At 59.4% G+C, this 17,411-nt stretch carries 15 protein-coding genes; 2 read left to right on the top strand and 13 right to left on the bottom strand.

All coding sequences use genetic code 11. The annotated features are described in order from the left end of the window. Positions 1-35 precede the first annotated feature (35 nt). The 5 genes from FOY96_RS16105 to FOY96_RS16085 all read right to left on the bottom strand — a co-directional run bounded on the left by FOY96_RS16105 (position 36) and on the right by FOY96_RS16085 (position 5,079). Entirely contained in the window at positions 36-740 is a 705-nt protein-coding gene (locus tag FOY96_RS16105) for an ABC transporter ATP-binding protein (RefSeq protein WP_143347420.1), read from the bottom strand. After that, positions 727-1,563, bottom strand: a complete 837-nt coding sequence (locus tag FOY96_RS16100) for an ABC transporter ATP-binding protein (protein ID WP_143347419.1) — start codon at positions 1,561-1,563, stop codon at positions 727-729. Before FOY96_RS16100 ends, FOY96_RS16105 begins: the two co-directional genes overlap by 14 nt. After that, the gene (locus FOY96_RS16095; RefSeq protein ID WP_143347418.1) at positions 1,556-2,389 is read right to left on the bottom strand and encodes an ABC transporter permease; all 834 of its coding nucleotides are present in this window, start codon (positions 2,387-2,389) and stop codon (positions 1,556-1,558) included. Before FOY96_RS16095 ends, FOY96_RS16100 begins: the two co-directional genes overlap by 8 nt. After that, positions 2,389-3,402, bottom strand: a complete 1,014-nt coding sequence (locus tag FOY96_RS16090) for an ABC transporter permease (protein WP_033144875.1) — start codon at positions 3,400-3,402, stop codon at positions 2,389-2,391. The genes FOY96_RS16095 and FOY96_RS16090 overlap by 1 nt, the downstream gene beginning before the upstream one ends. Positions 3,403-3,510: 108 nt before the next feature. After that, positions 3,511-5,079 (bottom strand): ABC transporter substrate-binding protein, encoded by a 1,569-nt coding sequence (locus FOY96_RS16085; protein ID WP_143347417.1) that lies wholly within the window; start codon positions 5,077-5,079, stop codon positions 3,511-3,513. 201 nt (positions 5,080-5,280) lie between these two features. Here FOY96_RS16085 and FOY96_RS16080 point away from each other — a divergent pair, with 201 nt between their 5' ends. Next, positions 5,281-5,979, top strand: a complete 699-nt coding sequence (locus FOY96_RS16080) for a GNAT family N-acetyltransferase (RefSeq protein WP_143347416.1) — start codon at positions 5,281-5,283, stop codon at positions 5,977-5,979. A gap of 33 nt (positions 5,980-6,012) precedes the next feature. Here FOY96_RS16080 and FOY96_RS16075 read toward each other — a convergent pair whose 3' ends face one another. The 8 genes from FOY96_RS16075 to betI all read right to left on the bottom strand — a co-directional run bounded on the left by FOY96_RS16075 (position 6,013) and on the right by betI (position 14,905). Continuing rightward, positions 6,013-7,707 (bottom strand): thiamine pyrophosphate-binding protein, encoded by a 1,695-nt coding sequence (locus tag FOY96_RS16075; protein WP_143347415.1) that lies wholly within the window; start codon positions 7,705-7,707, stop codon positions 6,013-6,015. 33 nt (positions 7,708-7,740) lie between these two features. Then, the gene (locus FOY96_RS16070) at positions 7,741-8,481 is read right to left on the bottom strand and encodes an SDR family oxidoreductase (RefSeq protein ID WP_033144879.1); all 741 of its coding nucleotides are present in this window, start codon (positions 8,479-8,481) and stop codon (positions 7,741-7,743) included. A 274-nt stretch (positions 8,482-8,755) separates the two neighbouring features. Next, positions 8,756-9,403 (bottom strand): anti-sigma factor, encoded by a 648-nt coding sequence (locus tag FOY96_RS16065; RefSeq protein WP_143347414.1) that lies wholly within the window; start codon positions 9,401-9,403, stop codon positions 8,756-8,758. Beyond that, positions 9,400-9,954 carry an RNA polymerase sigma factor gene (locus FOY96_RS16060; RefSeq protein WP_143347413.1) on the bottom strand — a complete coding sequence of 185 codons (555 nt, stop codon included), beginning with the start codon at positions 9,952-9,954 and terminating at the stop codon, positions 9,400-9,402. The genes FOY96_RS16065 and FOY96_RS16060 overlap by 4 nt, the downstream gene beginning before the upstream one ends. A 43-nt stretch (positions 9,955-9,997) precedes the next feature. Continuing rightward, positions 9,998-10,561 (bottom strand): fasciclin domain-containing protein, encoded by a 564-nt coding sequence (locus FOY96_RS16055; protein WP_064673615.1) that lies wholly within the window; start codon positions 10,559-10,561, stop codon positions 9,998-10,000. 592 nt (positions 10,562-11,153) lie between these two features. Further along, entirely contained in the window at positions 11,154-12,818 is a 1,665-nt protein-coding gene (betA, locus tag FOY96_RS16050; protein WP_143347412.1) for a choline dehydrogenase, read from the bottom strand. A 13-nt stretch (positions 12,819-12,831) separates the two neighbouring features. Continuing rightward, entirely contained in the window at positions 12,832-14,304 is a 1,473-nt protein-coding gene (gene betB, locus FOY96_RS16045; RefSeq protein ID WP_143347411.1) for a betaine-aldehyde dehydrogenase, read from the bottom strand. 13 nt (positions 14,305-14,317) lie between these two features. Next, the gene (gene betI / locus FOY96_RS16040) at positions 14,318-14,905 is read right to left on the bottom strand and encodes a transcriptional regulator BetI (RefSeq protein WP_087822155.1); all 588 of its coding nucleotides are present in this window, start codon (positions 14,903-14,905) and stop codon (positions 14,318-14,320) included. A gap of 128 nt (positions 14,906-15,033) precedes the next feature. Here betI and betT point away from each other — a divergent pair, with 128 nt between their 5' ends. After that, entirely contained in the window at positions 15,034-17,067 is a 2,034-nt protein-coding gene (gene betT, locus FOY96_RS16035) for a choline BCCT transporter BetT (RefSeq protein ID WP_023310695.1), read from the top strand. Positions 17,068-17,411 lie beyond the last annotated feature (344 nt).

Here is a 17,411-nt window from a genome sequence, read left to right as displayed (position 1 = left end):
GTAAGCGCAGCGCCACCGGGCACCGCCGCGCGCATTTACCCCATCCTGTGCTCGCCCCGTAACATCGCCTCACGGTCAAACACCCTCTGGATCTCCCCGTGCGCCATAAATGCCGCCCGGTCGGACATATGGGCAATCACGTCCGCATCGTGGCTCACCAGCAGGTAGGTCATACCGTGCTCGGCCTTCAGGCGGTTGAGCAGGTTCAGAATTTCCGCCTGCACCGACATATCCAGCGCCGAAGTCGGCTCGTCCAGCAGCAGAAGCTGCGGGCGCAGCAGCAGCGCGCGGGCTATGGCCACGCGCTGACGCTGCCCGCCGGAAAGCTGGTGCGGATAACGCTTGCCCGCGTCGGCGGAAAGCCCCACCTGCAGCAGCGCATCCGCCACCTTTTCGGCAATCCGCGTTTCGCCGTGGATGTTTAACGGCACCGACAGGGTGCGCGCAACGGTGTGGTTCGGGTGCAGAGACGCCCACGGATCCTGAAACACCATCTGCACGTTGCGGCGAAGCTCGCCTTCAAAACGCCGTCCTGGCCGTAGCGCGTCTCCCAGGATCGAAATGCGGCCGTTCCACTCGCGCTGCAGCCCCGCCAGCACGCGCAGAATAGTCGATTTCCCGCAGCCGGATTCGCCGATCAGGCTGAAGGTTTCACCTTTCTCGATGACAAAGCTGGCGGCGGACACCGCCGTTTTCTCTCCGAATCTCACCTGGAGATCCTTAACCTCAACGAGCGCCATTATCGGCCTCCTTCCACGACTGCGTGCGGTCCAGCGTCGGCAGCATCTGGCCGAACGTTTCCGCATTGGGTCGGCAGGTCCATAGGGTGCGGGTGTACGGATGCGTCGCCTGCGGAAGTCGGCTTGCCGCCATCTCATCGACCTTCTCGCCCTGATACATCACCAGCACGCGGTCACAGTGCTCCGCCACCAGCGGCAGATCGTGGCTGATTAACAGCATCGCCATCTGGCGTTCTTCGCTCTGCTGCACCAGCAGTTCGAGGATCTGGTTGCGCAGGCGGGCGTCCAGCGCGGAGGTGGGTTCGTCGGCAATCAGCACCTGCGGGTTGTTGAGCAGCGCAATGGCGATCATCACCCGCTGGCCCATGCCCCCGGAGAGCTCGCCGGGGTAGCGCTGGAGGACGTGTTCGTTGAGACCGACGGCGCGGATGATGTCGTGAATGCGCGCCAGGCGCTCGGCGCGGGGCAGGCGCTGGTGCAGGGTCAGCGCTTCATCGAGCTGAGCGGCGACGTTTTTCGCCGGATTCAGCGCGTAGCGCGGGTCCTGCAGGACCATCGCAATCCCGTTGCCGCGCAGCGCCTGCCAGCGGCGGGTGCTCAGGGTCAGCAGGTCGTTGCCTAGCACGTTAAGCCGGTTCGCGCTCACGATGCCGGGCTTACGCACCAGCCCCATCAGGGCGCGGGCGGACATTGATTTGCCCGAGCCGGATTCCCCCACCAGCGCCAGCCGCTCGTTGCCCAGCGTGAAGCTCAGGTTATTGACCACGCGCGCGGCGGGGTAGTCGATGTTCAGCGTATCGACGATGACGCGTTGTTCAGTCATGCTGTGGCTCCAGTACGTCGCGCAGGCCGTCGCCCAGCAGGTTAAAGGCGAGGCTGGCAAACAGAATCGCGCCGCCCGGAATGGCGGCAATCCACCACTGGTCGAAAATCACCTGCATGCCGTCGGCGATCATCGCGCCCCATTCGGCCATCGGCGGACGCGCGCCAAGGCCGAGGAAGCCCAGACCGGCGGCTGCCAGAATAATCCCCGCCAGATCCAGCGCCAGCCGCACAATCGCGGACGGCAGGCACAGGGGCAGAATATGGCCGACCAGCAGGCGCGGGCCGCGAATGCCCATCATCTCGGCGGCGGCCAGATAATCGCTGTGGCGCAGGCGCTGAATTTCACTCCGCGCCTGACGCGCGTAGGCCGGCCAGGTGGTTAAGGCCAGCGCCAGCGCGCCGTTGACCAGCCCCGGGCCAAGCATCGCCACAAACGCGAAGGCGAGGATCAGGCGCGGCATCGACATTACCACGTCGATAAAACGCATCAGGATGCGCTCCAGCCAGCCGCCGTAGTAGCCGGACAAAATCCCCACCAGCAGCCCGGCGGGCAGGGTGATTACGGTAACTAATGCCACCAGCCCGAGCGCCGGACGGGTGCCGTAAATCAGGCGCGAAAGCAGGTCCCGCCCGTAGCTGTCGGTGCCCAGCCAGTGTTGAGTATTCGGTGCCTGCAGGCGCGCGGCGGCGTCCTGCCAGTTCGGGTCAAGCGGCGCGAGCCACGGCGCGAACAGGGCGATAGCTACCAGCAGCGCGATGGCAGCCAGCCCGCAAAACGCGGCAGGGGAGCGGCGCAGGCGGCGTAAGAAAAGATAAAACGGCATCAGCGCACCCTGGGATCGGTCGCCCGCACGAGCAGGTCGGTAAGGTTATTGATCAGTACAAAGCAGACGCCAATCAGCAGCGTGCCGCCCATGACGGCGGTGGTGTCTCCGGCGAACAGAGCGGTGGTGAGGTAGCGCCCGATCCCCGGCCAGGAGAAGACGGTTTCGGTCAGTACCGCGCCTTCCAGCATGCTGGTGTAGGCGAGGGCGATCACCGTCAGCAGGGTGCCGCGAATGTTCGGCAGCACGTGGCGCAGCAGGATGGTCATCTCCCCGGCGCCCTTGGCGCGGGCAAGCAGGATGTACTCTTTGTTCATTTCGCTCAGGCAGGCGGAACGCGTCAGGCGCGTGATGCTCGCCAGCGAGTAATAGGCCAGCAGCAGCACCGGCAGCACCAGGTGGCTGAGGGCGTTGCGGAACGCCTCGCGATCGCCGGAAAGCCAGGTATCCACCAGCGCAAAGCCGGTACGCGGCTCGACGGTGAACTGCCAGATATCATCCAGCCTGCCGGGACCCGCGCTCCACTGCAGCTTCGCGTAGAACAGGGCCAGCATCAGCAGGCCGAGCCAGAAAATCGGTACCGAGTTGCCGAGCAGGGTGAGCGTTCTGATGGCGAGATCGAGCGGCGAACCGGCGTAGCGGGCGCACAGCACCCCGGCAATCACGCCGAGCACGGCGCCGATGATTAACGCCAGCGTGGCCAGCTCCAGCGTGGCGGGGAACGCGTGCAGCAGATCCTGCAGCACCGGCTGCCCGGTGGCGCTGGCGGTGCCTAAATCACCGTGGGCAAGGTTTTGCAGGTAGTGCCAGAACTGCACGGGCAGAGGCCGATCCAGCCCAAGCTGATGGCGAACCTGATCGTAGGTTGACTGGCTGGCGTGATCGCCCACGATCTGCAGCACGCGATCGACCGGTGAAAACGCCGAGAGCGCAAACGTGACGAGCAGCAGCCCGAGGAGCGTGAGCAGCAGGGTCAGCAGACCCTGAAGCACGCGGGTGGAAAGATGTGGCATGGGAAATCTCTTCATGCCGGGTGGCGGCTTCGCCTTACCCGGCCTACAAAAACTGAAAATATGCACGGACGACCCCCTCTCCCTCTGGGAGAGGGAGAAGGAGAAGGGCTACTTCGTGACGCGATCGTACCAGACCATATCCGCGTTCAGCCCCTGCTGATACCCCTTCACGTTATCGCGCACCACGATCTGGGTTTTACCCTGATCGACGAACACGTACGGCGAATTCTGCTGCAGCTGTTCCTGCATCTTTTTGTAGAGATCAAGACGCTTCGCCGGATCCGGCTCGGCTACCGCCGCCAGCGTGGCTTTATTCAGCTCCGGGATTTTCCAGCCGTTCAGCCCGGCCACGGTGCTGGATTTACCGTCGTTCCACGCGAAGGCGCTGGCGTTAGAGTGCGCGTCGAAGTAGTCCGGGATCCACAGACGAATCGCCGCCTGATGCTGCTTTGCGCGCACGCGGGCATAGACCTGGCTCCCGGCGGCAGGCAGCAGATCGACCTTCACGCCACCTTGGGCAAAGCTCGCCTGCATCGACTGGGCGATGGTGATAAACGGCGGCTTGTTCTCCACGTCCAGCGTGAAGTGCGCGTCTTTAATGCCCGCTTTGGCGAGAATGGCTTTCGCTTTTGCCGGGTCAAATTTAAACGGGTTGTCTTCCAGCGCGCCCGGCAGGCCGACCGGCAGGAAGCTCTGATGAACAAAGTACTGGCCTTTCAGCAGATTTTTGGTGATGCCTTCATAATCGACCAGCCAGCGCGAGGCTTCCCAGAACGCCGGGTTGTTCAGCAGCGGGTTGGCGCTGTTGCCGGTGTTAAACACCAGGTAATTTTGCTCGGCGGACGGAATGCTCAGTACCTTCACGCCCGGCTTGCCGTCCAGGGCGCTTATCTGATCTGCACCGAGATCGCGCGCCACGTCCGCATCACCCTGCTGGATCAGCAGGCGGCGTGAGGCCGGATCGGGGACGTTTTTAATGATGATGCTTTTGAGCTTCGGCGCGCCGCCGGGCGCCGATTCGTTAGCTTCCAGCACGATAGCCTGATGCGGCTGATAGACGCGCATTTTGAACGCGCCGCTGCCCGCCGAGTGCATTTTCAGCCAGGCGTTACCGAAGTCGTTATCCTTCACGTTCGCCGCAACCTGCTTTTCATCGACGATGGAGGCAATCGGCGTTGAGAGAATATTCAGCGCCACCGACGGGCTAACGTCCGCCGTCCAGTGAAGCTGGAGGGTATGGTCGTCCACCTTTTTCAGCTGGCTGGCGATGTTGCTCGCGTCCCAGCCCAGCACGTTGAGGATAAAGGCCGGGGATTTGTTCAGCGTCACGGCGCGGGTGTACGAGAAAATCACGTCTTCCGGGCGCAGCGGGTTGCCGGAGGCGAATTTGGCATCGGGCTTAAGCTTAATCGTCAGGGTTTTTGCTGCCGCGTCCGCTTCCCAGCTTTCTGCCAGAATCGGGGTGATTTTTTCCGGGTTATCGCGGTCCGGCTGTACCAGACGCTGATACAGGCTCGGCACGGTCTGGATGCTGGAAAGCTCGTTGGCTTCGGCCGGGTCGAGGCTCACGATGTCATCCAGCCCCTGGGCAACAACCAGCGTGGTGGGCGGTGTAGTGGCGTGGACAGCGCCTGAGAGCGCAGCCAGCACCAGTAACGGCAACAGTTTTTTCGTCATAGCGATCCCTGAGAAGAATATATTGTGATTGTTTTATGCTCCGCTACGTTAGGTCGACTCTGACATTCCGCAAAGTCGAAATTCAGCTTTGCTTATATCTTGCGGGAATATCGCATGCGCTCGGGCTATTAAAATACGCTGCTTTTCGCCCGCTTTTTAACCTGCTATAACAAACTCCTTACCTTTCAGGGAGTCACCGCCGTGCCCGAAATCAATCAACATGGTCAAACCGTTAACGATATCGTTCCCGACTGGAGAGGCGCGCGCGTATTAACACGCACGCCGCTGTTCGGCCAGTATTGCCGCCTGGAGCCGCTGGACGCCGATCGCCACGCGGCCGATCTCTATGAGGCCTACGCGCTGGGCGACGACAGCGACTGGACGTGGCTTGCCAGCACGCAGCCAGCGAGCGTGGAAGCCACCGTGCACTGGATCGTGGGTAAGGTGATGGACGATGAGCTGGTGCCGTTTGCCGTCATTGATTTACGCACCGAACGCGCGGTGGGGCTGGTGAGCTATATGGCTAACGAGCGGCTGCTGGGGTCGGTGGAGATCGGGCACGTGACCTGGTCGCGCAGGATGAAAGGAACCCGGATGGGCACCGAAACGGTGTGGCTGCTGCTGAAAAATGCGTTTGAGCATGGCTACCGGCGCGTCGAGTGGAAGTGCGATTCCATGAACATTGCGTCACGCAATGCGGCGGAGCGGCTGGGGTTTGTCTGGGAAGGACGCCTGCGCCAGAAGCTGGTGCGCAAAGGGCGCAACCGCGACAGCGATATGCTTTCTATTATTGACGGCGAGTGGCCGCAAAGAGACGCCGAGCTGCGCGCCTGGCTGGCGGCGGAGAATTTTGACGGGGAAGGGCGGCAGATTAAGCGGCTTGAGGCGTTTCGGTTATAAGTGTTTTATGTAGGGTACATCTGAAACGGTCGATCAATCTGCGGAAATGGCAATTTCGATCAAATTGGTTTTTCCGGACTGTAGCCCCTGCGTCACCGCCGTGGCGATATCCGCGGCCTGGGTCACCCGACAGCAGCGGATACCCATCGCGGCCCCCAGCGACTGGAAATCAATTCGCGGGTTAATCAGATCCATCCCGATAAAACGACCCAGCTTTGTCGAACTGTAGCCCGGCTGTCCTTTCATGAAGTTTTTCAGGATGTTGTACTCCAGGTTATTCATCACGATAAAGGTGACGGGCAGATTTTCGTGCGCCGCCGTCCAGAGCGCCTGCGGCGAGTACAGGGAGGCGCCGTCGCCAACCAGACACACAACCGGCTCGCGCCCCAGCCCCAGCGAGTGACCTACTGCTGCAGGCATTCCCCAGCCCAGACCGCCGCCGCGCATAAAGTAGTAGCGCGGGTGCTGCTGGTCGGAGATAAACCGGCGAACGTGTCTGGCCGTTGCAATCGCTTCGTCGACAATCGTTATGCCCGGCGGAACGGACTTTATCACCTCGTAGGCCGCGACCATCGGCGAAATCGCCGGGCGCAGCCGCTCGGCTGCCAGACGCTCTTCCTGCAGTTGCCACTCTTTTTCACGCTCAGCGCGTGCCGCTTTGAGCAGCCGCTGATGCGTCAATTTGCTTGCCACCCGGCGCTGCTCAAGCTTCGGCAACAGTTCCTTCAGGGAGAGTGTGATATCTCCCATCACCGAGAGGCGGGTGGCGTAGGTGCGTCCCAGCTCGTTCATATCCGCCGAGAGCTGATACACCGCGCAGGTTTCCGGAATCGCCTCGCCCTCGCTATACAAAATGGTAATCAGGCTTCTGCCGCCGATGATAAACACCGCATCGTAGGCATTAACGACGCTGGCGATTTCCTTTGCGGTGGTGGGCATATTGCCTCGCCAGAGCGCGTGCTGCGTGGGGAAGGGTAAATTCAGCGGCCAGGAGGAGCCGTAGACGTGGGCGCCCAGCGCTTCAGCAAGCTGGACAATCTCCTGCGTCGAGCCGCTGGAGTGAACTTCATCCCCCGCCACAATCATGATCCTGCCGGGGGTGACTTCGCTTAGCGCCTGCGCCAGCTCGTCCAGCGAGCCCGCCACGGTGTGGTAGTTCACTTTAGAGGCCGTTTGTATCCCGGCGTCGCTGAGCTCTTCCATCACGTTCATCGGAAGCGAAAGCAGAACCGGGCCGGCCGGAGGGTAGCTGGCGGCATGAAACGCCCGACGCACCAGCACCGGAAGCTGGTCGGCGTTGGTGACCTCCTGCGCCCATTTCACCACCGGCGACCCAATGGAGACAATGTCATCATACAGGAGCGGGTCGCGCACGTAGTGGCGGGTATCCTGTTGTCCGACGGTGACAACCAGCGGCGTTTTCATGATCCGCGAGTTAATGAGATTCCCCATGCCGTGCCCAAGACCGCTGGCGGTATGCAAATTGATAAAACCGGTCTTGCCGGAGGCTTTCGCGTAGCCGTCGGCAATGGCGACCACGCTGCTCTCCTGGAGTGCCAGAATATAGTGAATATTTTCATGGCGAAGAAGGGCATCAATAAGCGGAAGTTCGGTGGTGCCGGGGTTGCCAAAAATATATTCCACACCTTCACTCTCCAGCACTTCAAGGAGAATGTCGGCACCCGATCGCATATTTAAGTCTGACAGGGACGTTAATGATTTAATCATAATGACACCTCGTTCAGCGTTATTTAACTCATGCTAAAATTCTTCCTGCGTAGGGCGGACAATTATTTCATTTACATCAACGTCGCCAGGCTGTTCGATAGCAAATAATACGGCTCTGGCAATCGACTCTGCCGGAATAGCCTGCTTATAAAATTCATGCAGGAACTGTTTGCTCGGGGCATCAGAGCTGCCAAACTGCAGCTCGCTTTCAACGGCGCCGGGGGAAATAAGGGTCGTCCGAACGGTTTTCCCCGCTTCCTGACGTAAGCCTTCACTCAGGGCGCGGACGGCGAATTTCGTGGCGCTGTACACCACGCCGCCGGGGGCAAGGACCTTGATACCCGCCACGGAGGCCACGTTAATAAAGTGTCCGCTCCCCTGACGCTGGAATACCGGGAATGCCGCTGCGATACCGTACAGCACGCCTTTGATGTTGGTATCGATCATCCGGTCCCACTCGTCGGTTTTCAGCTCGCTGAGGGGAGCAATTGCCATAAAGCCTGCGTTGTTGATCAGCACGTCGACGCGCTGGTATGCGGCGACGGCAGCGTCAATCGCGCGCTGAACCTCCTCCTGTCGGGTCACGTCCGCCTTCACGGCAATCGCCTGGCCGCCCTGCTGAATAATGCGATCCACCAGGGCGTTAATTCTCTCCAGACGACGGGCAACCAGCACCAGAGAGAAAGGTTTATTTGCCAGATGAAGGGCAATGGCCTCACCAATACCGCTGCTGGCACCGGTGATAACAACAACTTTGTTTGCACTATTATTCATGATCTTATCTCACTGTTGTGTGATTCAAAATAAATAAAAATAAGGGAGCGGTTTAAGAATTATGAAAAATTCTTAAATGCTCGTTTTTGATATATTCTGTATCTGGAATGAAATAATGCTCGCTTAAAACTTAATGGAGTGCGGAAGAAAATGTCAATGACGTTTTTTAATAATTAAATTAATTGCAAGCTTAATATTTAATTCTTATATGTAACAATCATATGAACAGAATAAAATTTGGTGACCCCGCGGCCCTGCGAACAAGGCCGGAGGATTAAATCTTGCCGCTGTACAGCACGGGGCCGGTGGGTTGACCGGTGGGTGATCCCCCTTTAGGTTCAAGGCTTATGGCTATCATCGCGTCAGGGGTAAGGGTGTTGTTCCTGAGGGCAACATCAGTCGGTATATCACGTTGCAGCAGCCCAAGGGATATCGGGGCCTTCCCGGCAGGAATAAGCCAAAGCTGCAGGCTGTTTTGCGCCGCGACAGCGTTCGGTCTGAGAGGGGTGATGCTCAGATACTGGCGGCGGCTGTCCGCACTGACGATCCATTGCCCGTGCTGTTGGGCATCGTTGAGCACCATCAGCGGTGCGAGTTCCGGCGTGCGGGTGGAATACCAGGTCACGACGGTAACGGCGGCGAGGCCGGCCGCGACCACCCAGCCGAGATAGGGCCGGCTTTGGCGCAAAGGCTTTTTCGGTGGCAGATCGAGGGCTATCCTCTTCCACACCGTCTCGGGTGGGTGAACGGGCGCGAGATGACTGTCGAGCGTGCTGAACATTTCCTGCCAGTACGCCACGCGGGCAGCCAGACCGGGCTCAGCGGCAAGCCTCTTCTGGAACTGAAGCCGCGCCCCTCCGCGCAGGGTGCCGAGGGCATATTCTGCAGCCAGCATGTCATCGCGTTTTTCGCTGTCATTCATAGGCCCACGCACTCCCGAAGATGATCCATCGCGCGGCGGATCCAGCTTTTTACCGAGCCCACGGGCTGCTGGAGCCAGTCGGCAATGTCGCTGTGGGACATGCCCTGATAGTAGGCGAGCGTAATGCTCTGGCGCTGTTCCTGACTCAGATGATCCAGACAATGCCTGAGTCGTGCTGCCTGCGCGTTATCGTACCAGTTGTTTTGCTCATCGTTTTCGCTAAGCAGACTCTCTTCGGAATACGACTCCTCGCGGGCGGCAGCGCGGGTTTGCCCGCTGCGCAGCCAGTCAATGCAGCGGTTGCGAACAATATGCGTAAGCCAGGTCATCGGAGAGCTCAGGGCGGCGTTATAGGTTTCGGCTTTACTCCAGACGGTGACAAAACAGTCGTGAAGGATCTCTTCTGCCCAGGCGCGATGGCGTAGCATGCGCAGCGCGACGGCAAACAGATGCGGTGAAGTGAGTCGGTAAAGCTGTTCAAATGCGCGGCGATCGCCGTTTGCGACCGCCTGCATTAATTTCAAATGCTGTTCAGCCAGCGCGTTATCCATGTTTTTCCCGGAAGGCAACGTCACACTTCCGAAGTATAGACAACTACTTAGGCATCAGGACGGTATCGATCACATCGATCACGCCATTTTTCTGATGGACGTCATAGGTGCTGATATTCGCCACGTTACCTTTACCATCCTTGAGCTGAATATTGTGCGGGCCGTTACTCATGATCCACAGCGGTTGACCGTTAACGGTTTTCAGCTCCGCGTGGCCGCCGCCCTGTTTAATTTTCTGCTCCAGCGCTCTCATATCGTAATTACCCGCAACCACGTGATAGGTCAGGATACTGGTGAGCAGCGCTTTATTTTCCGGCTTCACCAGATTGTCCACCGTACCCGCAGGCAATTTCGCAAACGCCGCATCGGTGGGCGCAAAAACGGTGAAGGGCCCTTTGCTCTGCAGCGTATCCACCAGCCCGGCCGCTTTAACCGCCGCCACCAGCGTGGTGTGATCTTTAGAGTTCACGGCGTTTTCAACAATGTTTTTGCTCGGGAACATTTCCGCTCCGCCCACCATCACGGAGCCTGACGTCATGGCTGCTGATGCGCCTGCACAGAAGAGTAAAGCGCTGGATACGAATGCAACACTGAGTAGCTTTTTCATCATTTATCCTCGGATTAAGGAGCAAAGGCGTTGCTCACATACTCACATACGAGGGCAGGGGGGAAACTGGATGCAGGCAAATGAAAATAAATTTTGGGCGGGGTAGGTTAATCCCCTCTCCCCTATGGGCTGAGGGGGCACCACAAAGTAATGCCAGCACGGAACAGTCCCCTCTCCCCTTCGGGGAGAGGGTTAGGGTGAGGGGAACATAAGGCTGTAGTGGTCATTCCGTTCACTTTATGTTCCTTGCTACTCTGTAACAACATGACTGGTGAACGTGCCAGGGTGGCTCAGTCGCCACCACCCTGGCGACCCGGGCTCCCGGCGGTAAATCGCCGCTTCGCGGTGCCCTCGGCGTATTCCTTCCGGCTTATCGGGGACGGGCGGAGGTAACGTCCCTGTAAAGCCCGCCCTCTCGGCGCATCCATGCGCCTCGCCCCGGCCGGAAGGCAAACGCCTCAGCGATTTACAGCCGGACCAGGGCATCGCTGAAAGGCTTAAGTCGTTCTTAAACAACGTTATTGCTGCTGCTTAAAAATTACTGGGGATCCTTCAGCCTATGGGGAGAGGGCCAGGGTAAAGGGAAATACCCTCAGCGTCGAACCGGCGCCCCGTTCGCCACATAATACGCCGCCGTGCTCTTCGCCAGCGGCTCGCGCCCGCGAATGGCGTCGGCAATCTTCTCGCCAATCATAATAGTGGTGGCGTTCAGGTTGCCGGTGATGATCTGCGGCATGATCGACGCATCCACCACGCGCAGCCCTTCCAGCCCGTGAACGCGGCCTTCGCCGTCGACCACCGCCATCTCGTCGTAACCCATCTTGCAGGTGCCGCACGGGTGGAAGGCGGTTTCGGCGTGGTTACGCACGAACTCGTCGAGCTGCTCGTCGGTCTGGCATTCGACGCCCGGGCTGATTTCGCGACCGCGATATTTGTCCAGCGCGGGCTGGTGCATGATCTCGCGGGTGATGCGGATAGCGTCGCGGAACTCCTGCCAGTCCTGCTCGTGAGACATATAGTTGAACAGAATCGCCGGATGCTGGTGCGGATCGCGCGACTTGATGCGCACGTGCCCGCGGCTCGGGGAGCGCATGGAGCCGACGTGGCACTGGAAGCCGTGCTCTTTTACCGCGTTCGAACCGTTATAGTTAATCGCTACCGGCAGGAAATGGTACTGAATGTTCGGCCATTCGAACACCTCGCGGCTGCGGATAAAACCGCCCGCCTCGAAGTGGTTGCTCGCGCCCACGCCGGTGCCGCCAAACAGCCACTCGGCGCCAATCTTCGGCTGGTTCCACCACTGCAGGGCAGGGTAGAGGGAGACCGGCTCTTTGCATTCGTACTGGAGGTACATCTCCAGGTGATCCTGCAGGTTTTCGCCCACGCCGGGCAGGTCGTGCACCAGCGGAATATCAAACTGCTTCAGAAGCTCCGCGTTGCCCACGCCGGAGCGCTGGAGAATCTGCGGGGAGGCAATCGCGCCCGCGCACAGCAGCACCTCTTTATTCGCCGTCGCTCTGGACGGGATAGTGCTTTCGCCCTCCAGCCACTCGACGCCCGCCGCGCGCTTGCCGTCAAAAATAATATGATCGGTCATGGCGTGAGTGCGGATGGTCAGGTTCGGGCGCTTTTTGGCCTGGTCAAGATAGCCGCGCGCGGTGCTGGCGCGTCGGCCCTGCGGCGTGACCGTGCGGTCCATCGGGCCGAAGCCTTCCTGCTGATAGCCGTTGAGATCGTCTGTGCGCGGGTAGCCCGCCTGCACGCCCGCTTCCACCATCGCCTCAAACAGCGGGTTCACGCCCGGTTTCGAGGTGGTAACGCTCACCGGGCCGTCGCCGCCGTGGTAGTCGTTCGGCCCCACGTCGCGCGTCTCCGCCTTGCGGTAGTAGGGCAGGCAGTTGAGGTAGCTCCAGTGCTCAAGGCCAGATTCTTTCGCCCAGTTGTCGAGGTCCATCGCGTTACCGCGGATGTAGCACATGCCGTTGATCAGCGACGAGCCGCCCAGGCCTTTGCCGCGCCCGCACTCCATACGGCGGTTGTTCATGTACGGCTCTGGCTCGGTTTCATACGCCCAGTTGTAGCGCTTGCCCTGCAGCGGAAACGCCAGCGCGGCGGGCATTTGGGTGCGGAAGTCAAAGCGGTAGTCCGGCCCGCCCGCCTCAAGCAGCAGGACGGTGGTATTCGGATCTTCAGTCAGTCGCGTTGCCAGTACGTTGCCGGCAGAGCCGGCCCCGATAATGATGTAGTCAAATTGCAAATAAACCTCCCGGTTAAAATATGGACTGGAATTTACCCATCTCAACCTGGATGGACTTCACCTGGGTGTAGCTCTGCAGCGTCATCACGCCGTTCTCGCGACCAATGCCGGAGTGTTTGTAGCCGCCGACCGGCATCTCTGCGGCGGATTCACCCCAGGTGTTGATCCAGCAGATGCCCGCTTCGAGCTGATGAATGGCGCCGTGCGCGCGGTTCAGGTCGGCAATGACGATGCCCGCCGCCAGGCCGTAGTCGGTGTCGTTGGCGCGGCGGATCGCTTCTTCTTCACTTTCATAGGTGAGGATGGACATCACCGGGCCGAAGATCTCTTCGCGCACGATGGTCATCTCGTCGGTGCAGTCGGTGAACACGGTCGGGGCGACCCACGCGCCGTTGTCAAAACCTTCGCCCTTCAGCGCGTCGCCGCCGCATAGCACGCGCGCACCTTCCTCTTTGCCTTTGGCGATGTAGCGCAGCACGCTGTCGCGGTGCGGGAAGCTGACCATCGGGCCAAAGTTGGTGCGTTCATCGAACAGATCGCCCGCGCGGATGCGGCCCACGCGCTCAACGATTTTCTGCTCAAACGCGGCCTTGAATTTCGCGGGTATGAACACGCGGGTACCGTTGGTGCACACCTGGCCGGAGCTGAAGAAGTTCGCCATCATGGCGATGTCCGCCGCGAGATCCAGATCGGCGTCGTCGAAAATAATCAGCGGGGATTTGCCGCCCAGCTCCATCGTTACCTCTTTCAGGGACGAGGCCGCCGAGTTGGCCATTACCTTCTTGCCGCTGGCGACGCCGCCGGTGAAGGAGACTTTGGCGATGCCCGGATGCTCGGTCAGGTACTGGCCGGTCTCCGCGCCCACGCCCGGCAGGACGTTAAATACGCCGTCCGGCAGGCCCGCTTCGGTGTAGATCTCCGCAAGCTTCAGGGCGGTAAGCGGGGTGACCTCGCTCGGCTTGAAGATCATCGCGTTGCCCGCCGCCAGCGCCGGGGCGGATTTCCACAGGGCGATCTGGATCGGGTAGTTCCACGCCCCGATGCCCGCCACCACGCCCAGCGGCTCGCGGCGGGTGTAGACGAATGAGGTCTCACGCAGCGGGATCTGGCTGCCTTCCAGCGCCGGGATCAGCCCCGCGTAGTACTCCAGCACGTCCGCGCCGGTGACGATGTCGACGGTGGAGGTTTCGGAATACGCTTTACCGGTGTCGAGGGTTTCCAGCTTCGCCAGCTCGTCGTTGCGCTCGCGCAGGATATCAACGGCGCGACGCAGAACGCGCGAACGCTCCATGGCGGTCATCGCCGCCCAGATTTTTTGTCCGCGTTTTGCGCTTTCGACTGCGCGGTCCACGTCTTCGCGCCCGGCGGCCTGTACGCTCGCCAGAACTTCACCGTTGGCCGGGTTGATGGTCTCGAAGGTGCGACCGCTGGTGGCGGAGGTATAACCACCATTGATATAAAGCTGCTGTTCTGCCATTCGGGACATAAATTCTCCTCGGTTATTCGGTCGGTAAATGCTGGCTGATAAAGTGGCTGGTGAGCGACTGCGCCAGGGGCTTATCCAGCGGCTTGCCGCTCAGCGCGGCGCGCAGCCACAGCCCGTCGATCAGGGCCGCCAGGCCGTAGCCCGCCTCTTCAGCCTGTTCGCGCGGCAGCTCACGGCGGAACTCGTACACCAGGTTTGACAACAAGCGACGGCTGCTCACCTGCTGCAGGCGGTAGAGCATCGGCTGGTGCATGCTGCTCGCCCAGAAGGCCAGCCAGGCCTTCATTGCCGCGCCGCTGGTCTGGGTTTCATCAAAATTGCCGCCGACAATGGCCTGCAGGCGTTGCTCCGCGCTGCCGTCCGGCAGGGCGCGTAAGCGGCTCAAAACCGCGTCGCGCAGCTGGCCGGTAATGTCGCGCATGGTCGCTTCCAGCAGACCGTTTTTGTCTTTGAAGTAGTGACTGATGATCCCCGTGGAAACGCCCGCCCGACGGGCGATCTGCGCGATCGTCGCGTCGTGCATTCCCACTTCATTTATTGCTTCCAGCGTGGCGTCGATAAGCTGCCTGCGCCGGATCGGCTGCATCCCCACTTTGGGCATTTTTGCCACTCCATTCATCAGCGTTGGTAATACATTAAAGCGGTTTTTGATTGGACGTTCAATATAAAATGTGTCTTAATTGTTGCGGATTTGGATTTTAATAGTTACAAAAACAGTGGGGATACTGGATGACAGACCTTTCACAAGACAGAGAAAAAGACAAAATCAACCCGGTCGTTTTTTATACGTCCGCCGGGCTGATTTTGTTGTTTTCCCTGACGACCATCTTCTTTCGTGATTTTTCTGCCGAGTGGATTGGGCGCACCCTGAACTGGGTGTCGAAGACCTTCGGCTGGTACTATCTGCTGGCCGCGACGCTCTATATCGTCTTCGTGGTCTGCATCGCCTGCTCGCGCTTCGGTTCGGTGAAGCTCGGGCCTGAGCAGTCCAAGCCCGAATTCAGCCTGCTGAGCTGGGCCGCGATGCTGTTTGCCGCGGGCATCGGCATTGACCTGATGTTCTTCTCCGTGGCGGAACCGGTCACGCAGTATATGCAGCCGCCGGAAGGGGCAGGGCAGACGATGGAGGCCGCGCGCCAGGCGATGGTCTGGACGCTGTTCCACTACGGCCTGACGGGCTGGTCGATGTACGCCCTGATGGGCATGGCGCTCGGATACTTTAGCTATCGTTATAATTTGCCTCTCACCATCCGCTCCGCGCTGTACCCGATCTTCGGTAAAAAGATTAACGGCCCGATTGGCCACAGCGTTGATATCGCGGCGGTGATCGGCACCATCTTCGGTATTGCGACAACGCTCGGGATTGGCGTGGTGCAGCTCAACTACGGGCTGAGTGTGCTGTTTGATATCCCGGATTCGATGGCGGCCAAAGCGGCGCTGATAGCGCTGTCGGTGATTATCGCCACCATTTCGGTGACGTCGGGCGTGGATAAAGGCATCCGCGTGCTCTCCGAGCTGAACGTGGCGCTGGCGCTAGGCCTGATCCTGTTCGTGCTGTTTATGGGCGATACCTCGTTCCTGCTCAATGCCCTAGTGCTCAACGTGGGCGACTACGTAAACCGCTTTATGGGCATGACGCTGAACAGCTTCGCTTTCGACCGCCCGGTAGAGTGGATGAACAACTGGACGCTGTTCTTCTGGGCGTGGTGGGTGGCGTGGTCGCCGTTTGTCGGCCTGTTCCTGGCGCGTATTTCGCGTGGCCGCACCATCCGCCAGTTCGTGATGGGCACGCTGATAATCCCGTTCACCTTTACCCTGCTGTGGCTGTCGATTTTCGGCAACAGCGCGCTGCATGAGATCATCCACGGCAATGCCACCTTCGCGCAGGAAGCGATGGCGCACCCGGAGCGCGGCTTCTACAGCCTGCTGGCGCAGTACCCGGCGTTTACCTTTAGCGCCTCCGTGGCGACCATCACCGGCCTGCTGTTCTACGTCACCTCGGCGGATTCCGGCGCGCTAGTGCTGGGCAACTTCACCTCGAAGCTCAAAGATATCAACAGCGATGCGCCAAACTGGCTACGCATCTTCTGGTCCATCGCCATTGGCCTGCTGACGCTCGGCATGCTGATGACCAACGGCATTTCGGCGCTGCAGAACACCACGGTGATCATGGGCCTGCCGTTCAGCTTCGTCATCTTCTTCGTGATGGCCGGGCTGTATAAATCGCTCAAGGTGGAAGACTACCGCCGCGTCAGCGCCAGCCGCGACACCGCGCCGCGTCCGATGGGCGCGCAGGACCGGCTGAGCTGGAAGAAACGTCTCTCGCGCCTGATGAACTACCCGGGCACGCGCTACACCAAACAGATGATGGAGACGGTCTGCTTCCCGGCGATGGAAGAGGTCGCGCAGGAGCTGAAGCTGCGCGGTGCGTACGTGGAGCTGAAAAACCTGCCGCCGGAGGAGGGCGAGACCCTGGGGCACCTGGATCTGCTGGTGCACATGGGCGACGAGCAGAACTTTGTTTATCAGATCTGGCCGCAGCAGTATTCGGTACCCGGGTTTACCTACCGGGCGCGCAGCGGGAAATCGACCTACTACCGGCTGGAAACCTTCCTGCTGGAAGGGAGCCAGGGGAATGATTTGATGGACTACAGCAAGGAGCAGGTGATTACGGACATTCTGGACCAGTATGAACGGCACCTGAACTTTATCCATCTGCACAGGGAAGCGCCGGGGAATAGCGTGATGTTCCCGGATGTTTGATGTCTAGATGAGCATCATAAAGGTTAGGTAGCGGGGGCTGAGTGTTTAAACTTTGGCCCCGTTATTTTTGAAAATGTGTGAAAAGTTTGTATTGGTGTATTTATATCAATAATTTATATTGATGGCATAACTCATTTTTTATGGGAATGAATTTGTTTTTTTGGGGGGGATCTCACAATTAATTGGAGTTTTTAAATAGTTATCCGGAAGGGGCTTTTTGAATAATTAATGAACGCTTATTGCTTATAGCATTAAAAAACAGAAAGTGCGATCAACTACAATAAATATCATTAGCATAAAGCATATAACTGACTGGCAGTAAATTTCACTGCAATTAAATGAGG

It is taken from the genome of Enterobacter asburiae (assembly GCF_007035645.1).
GTDB classification, from domain to species: domain Bacteria; phylum Pseudomonadota; class Gammaproteobacteria; order Enterobacterales; family Enterobacteriaceae; genus Enterobacter; species Enterobacter asburiae_B.
The sequence above is the reverse complement of the archived record's forward strand: the minus strand, read 5'-3'. Positions and strand labels throughout refer to the sequence as shown.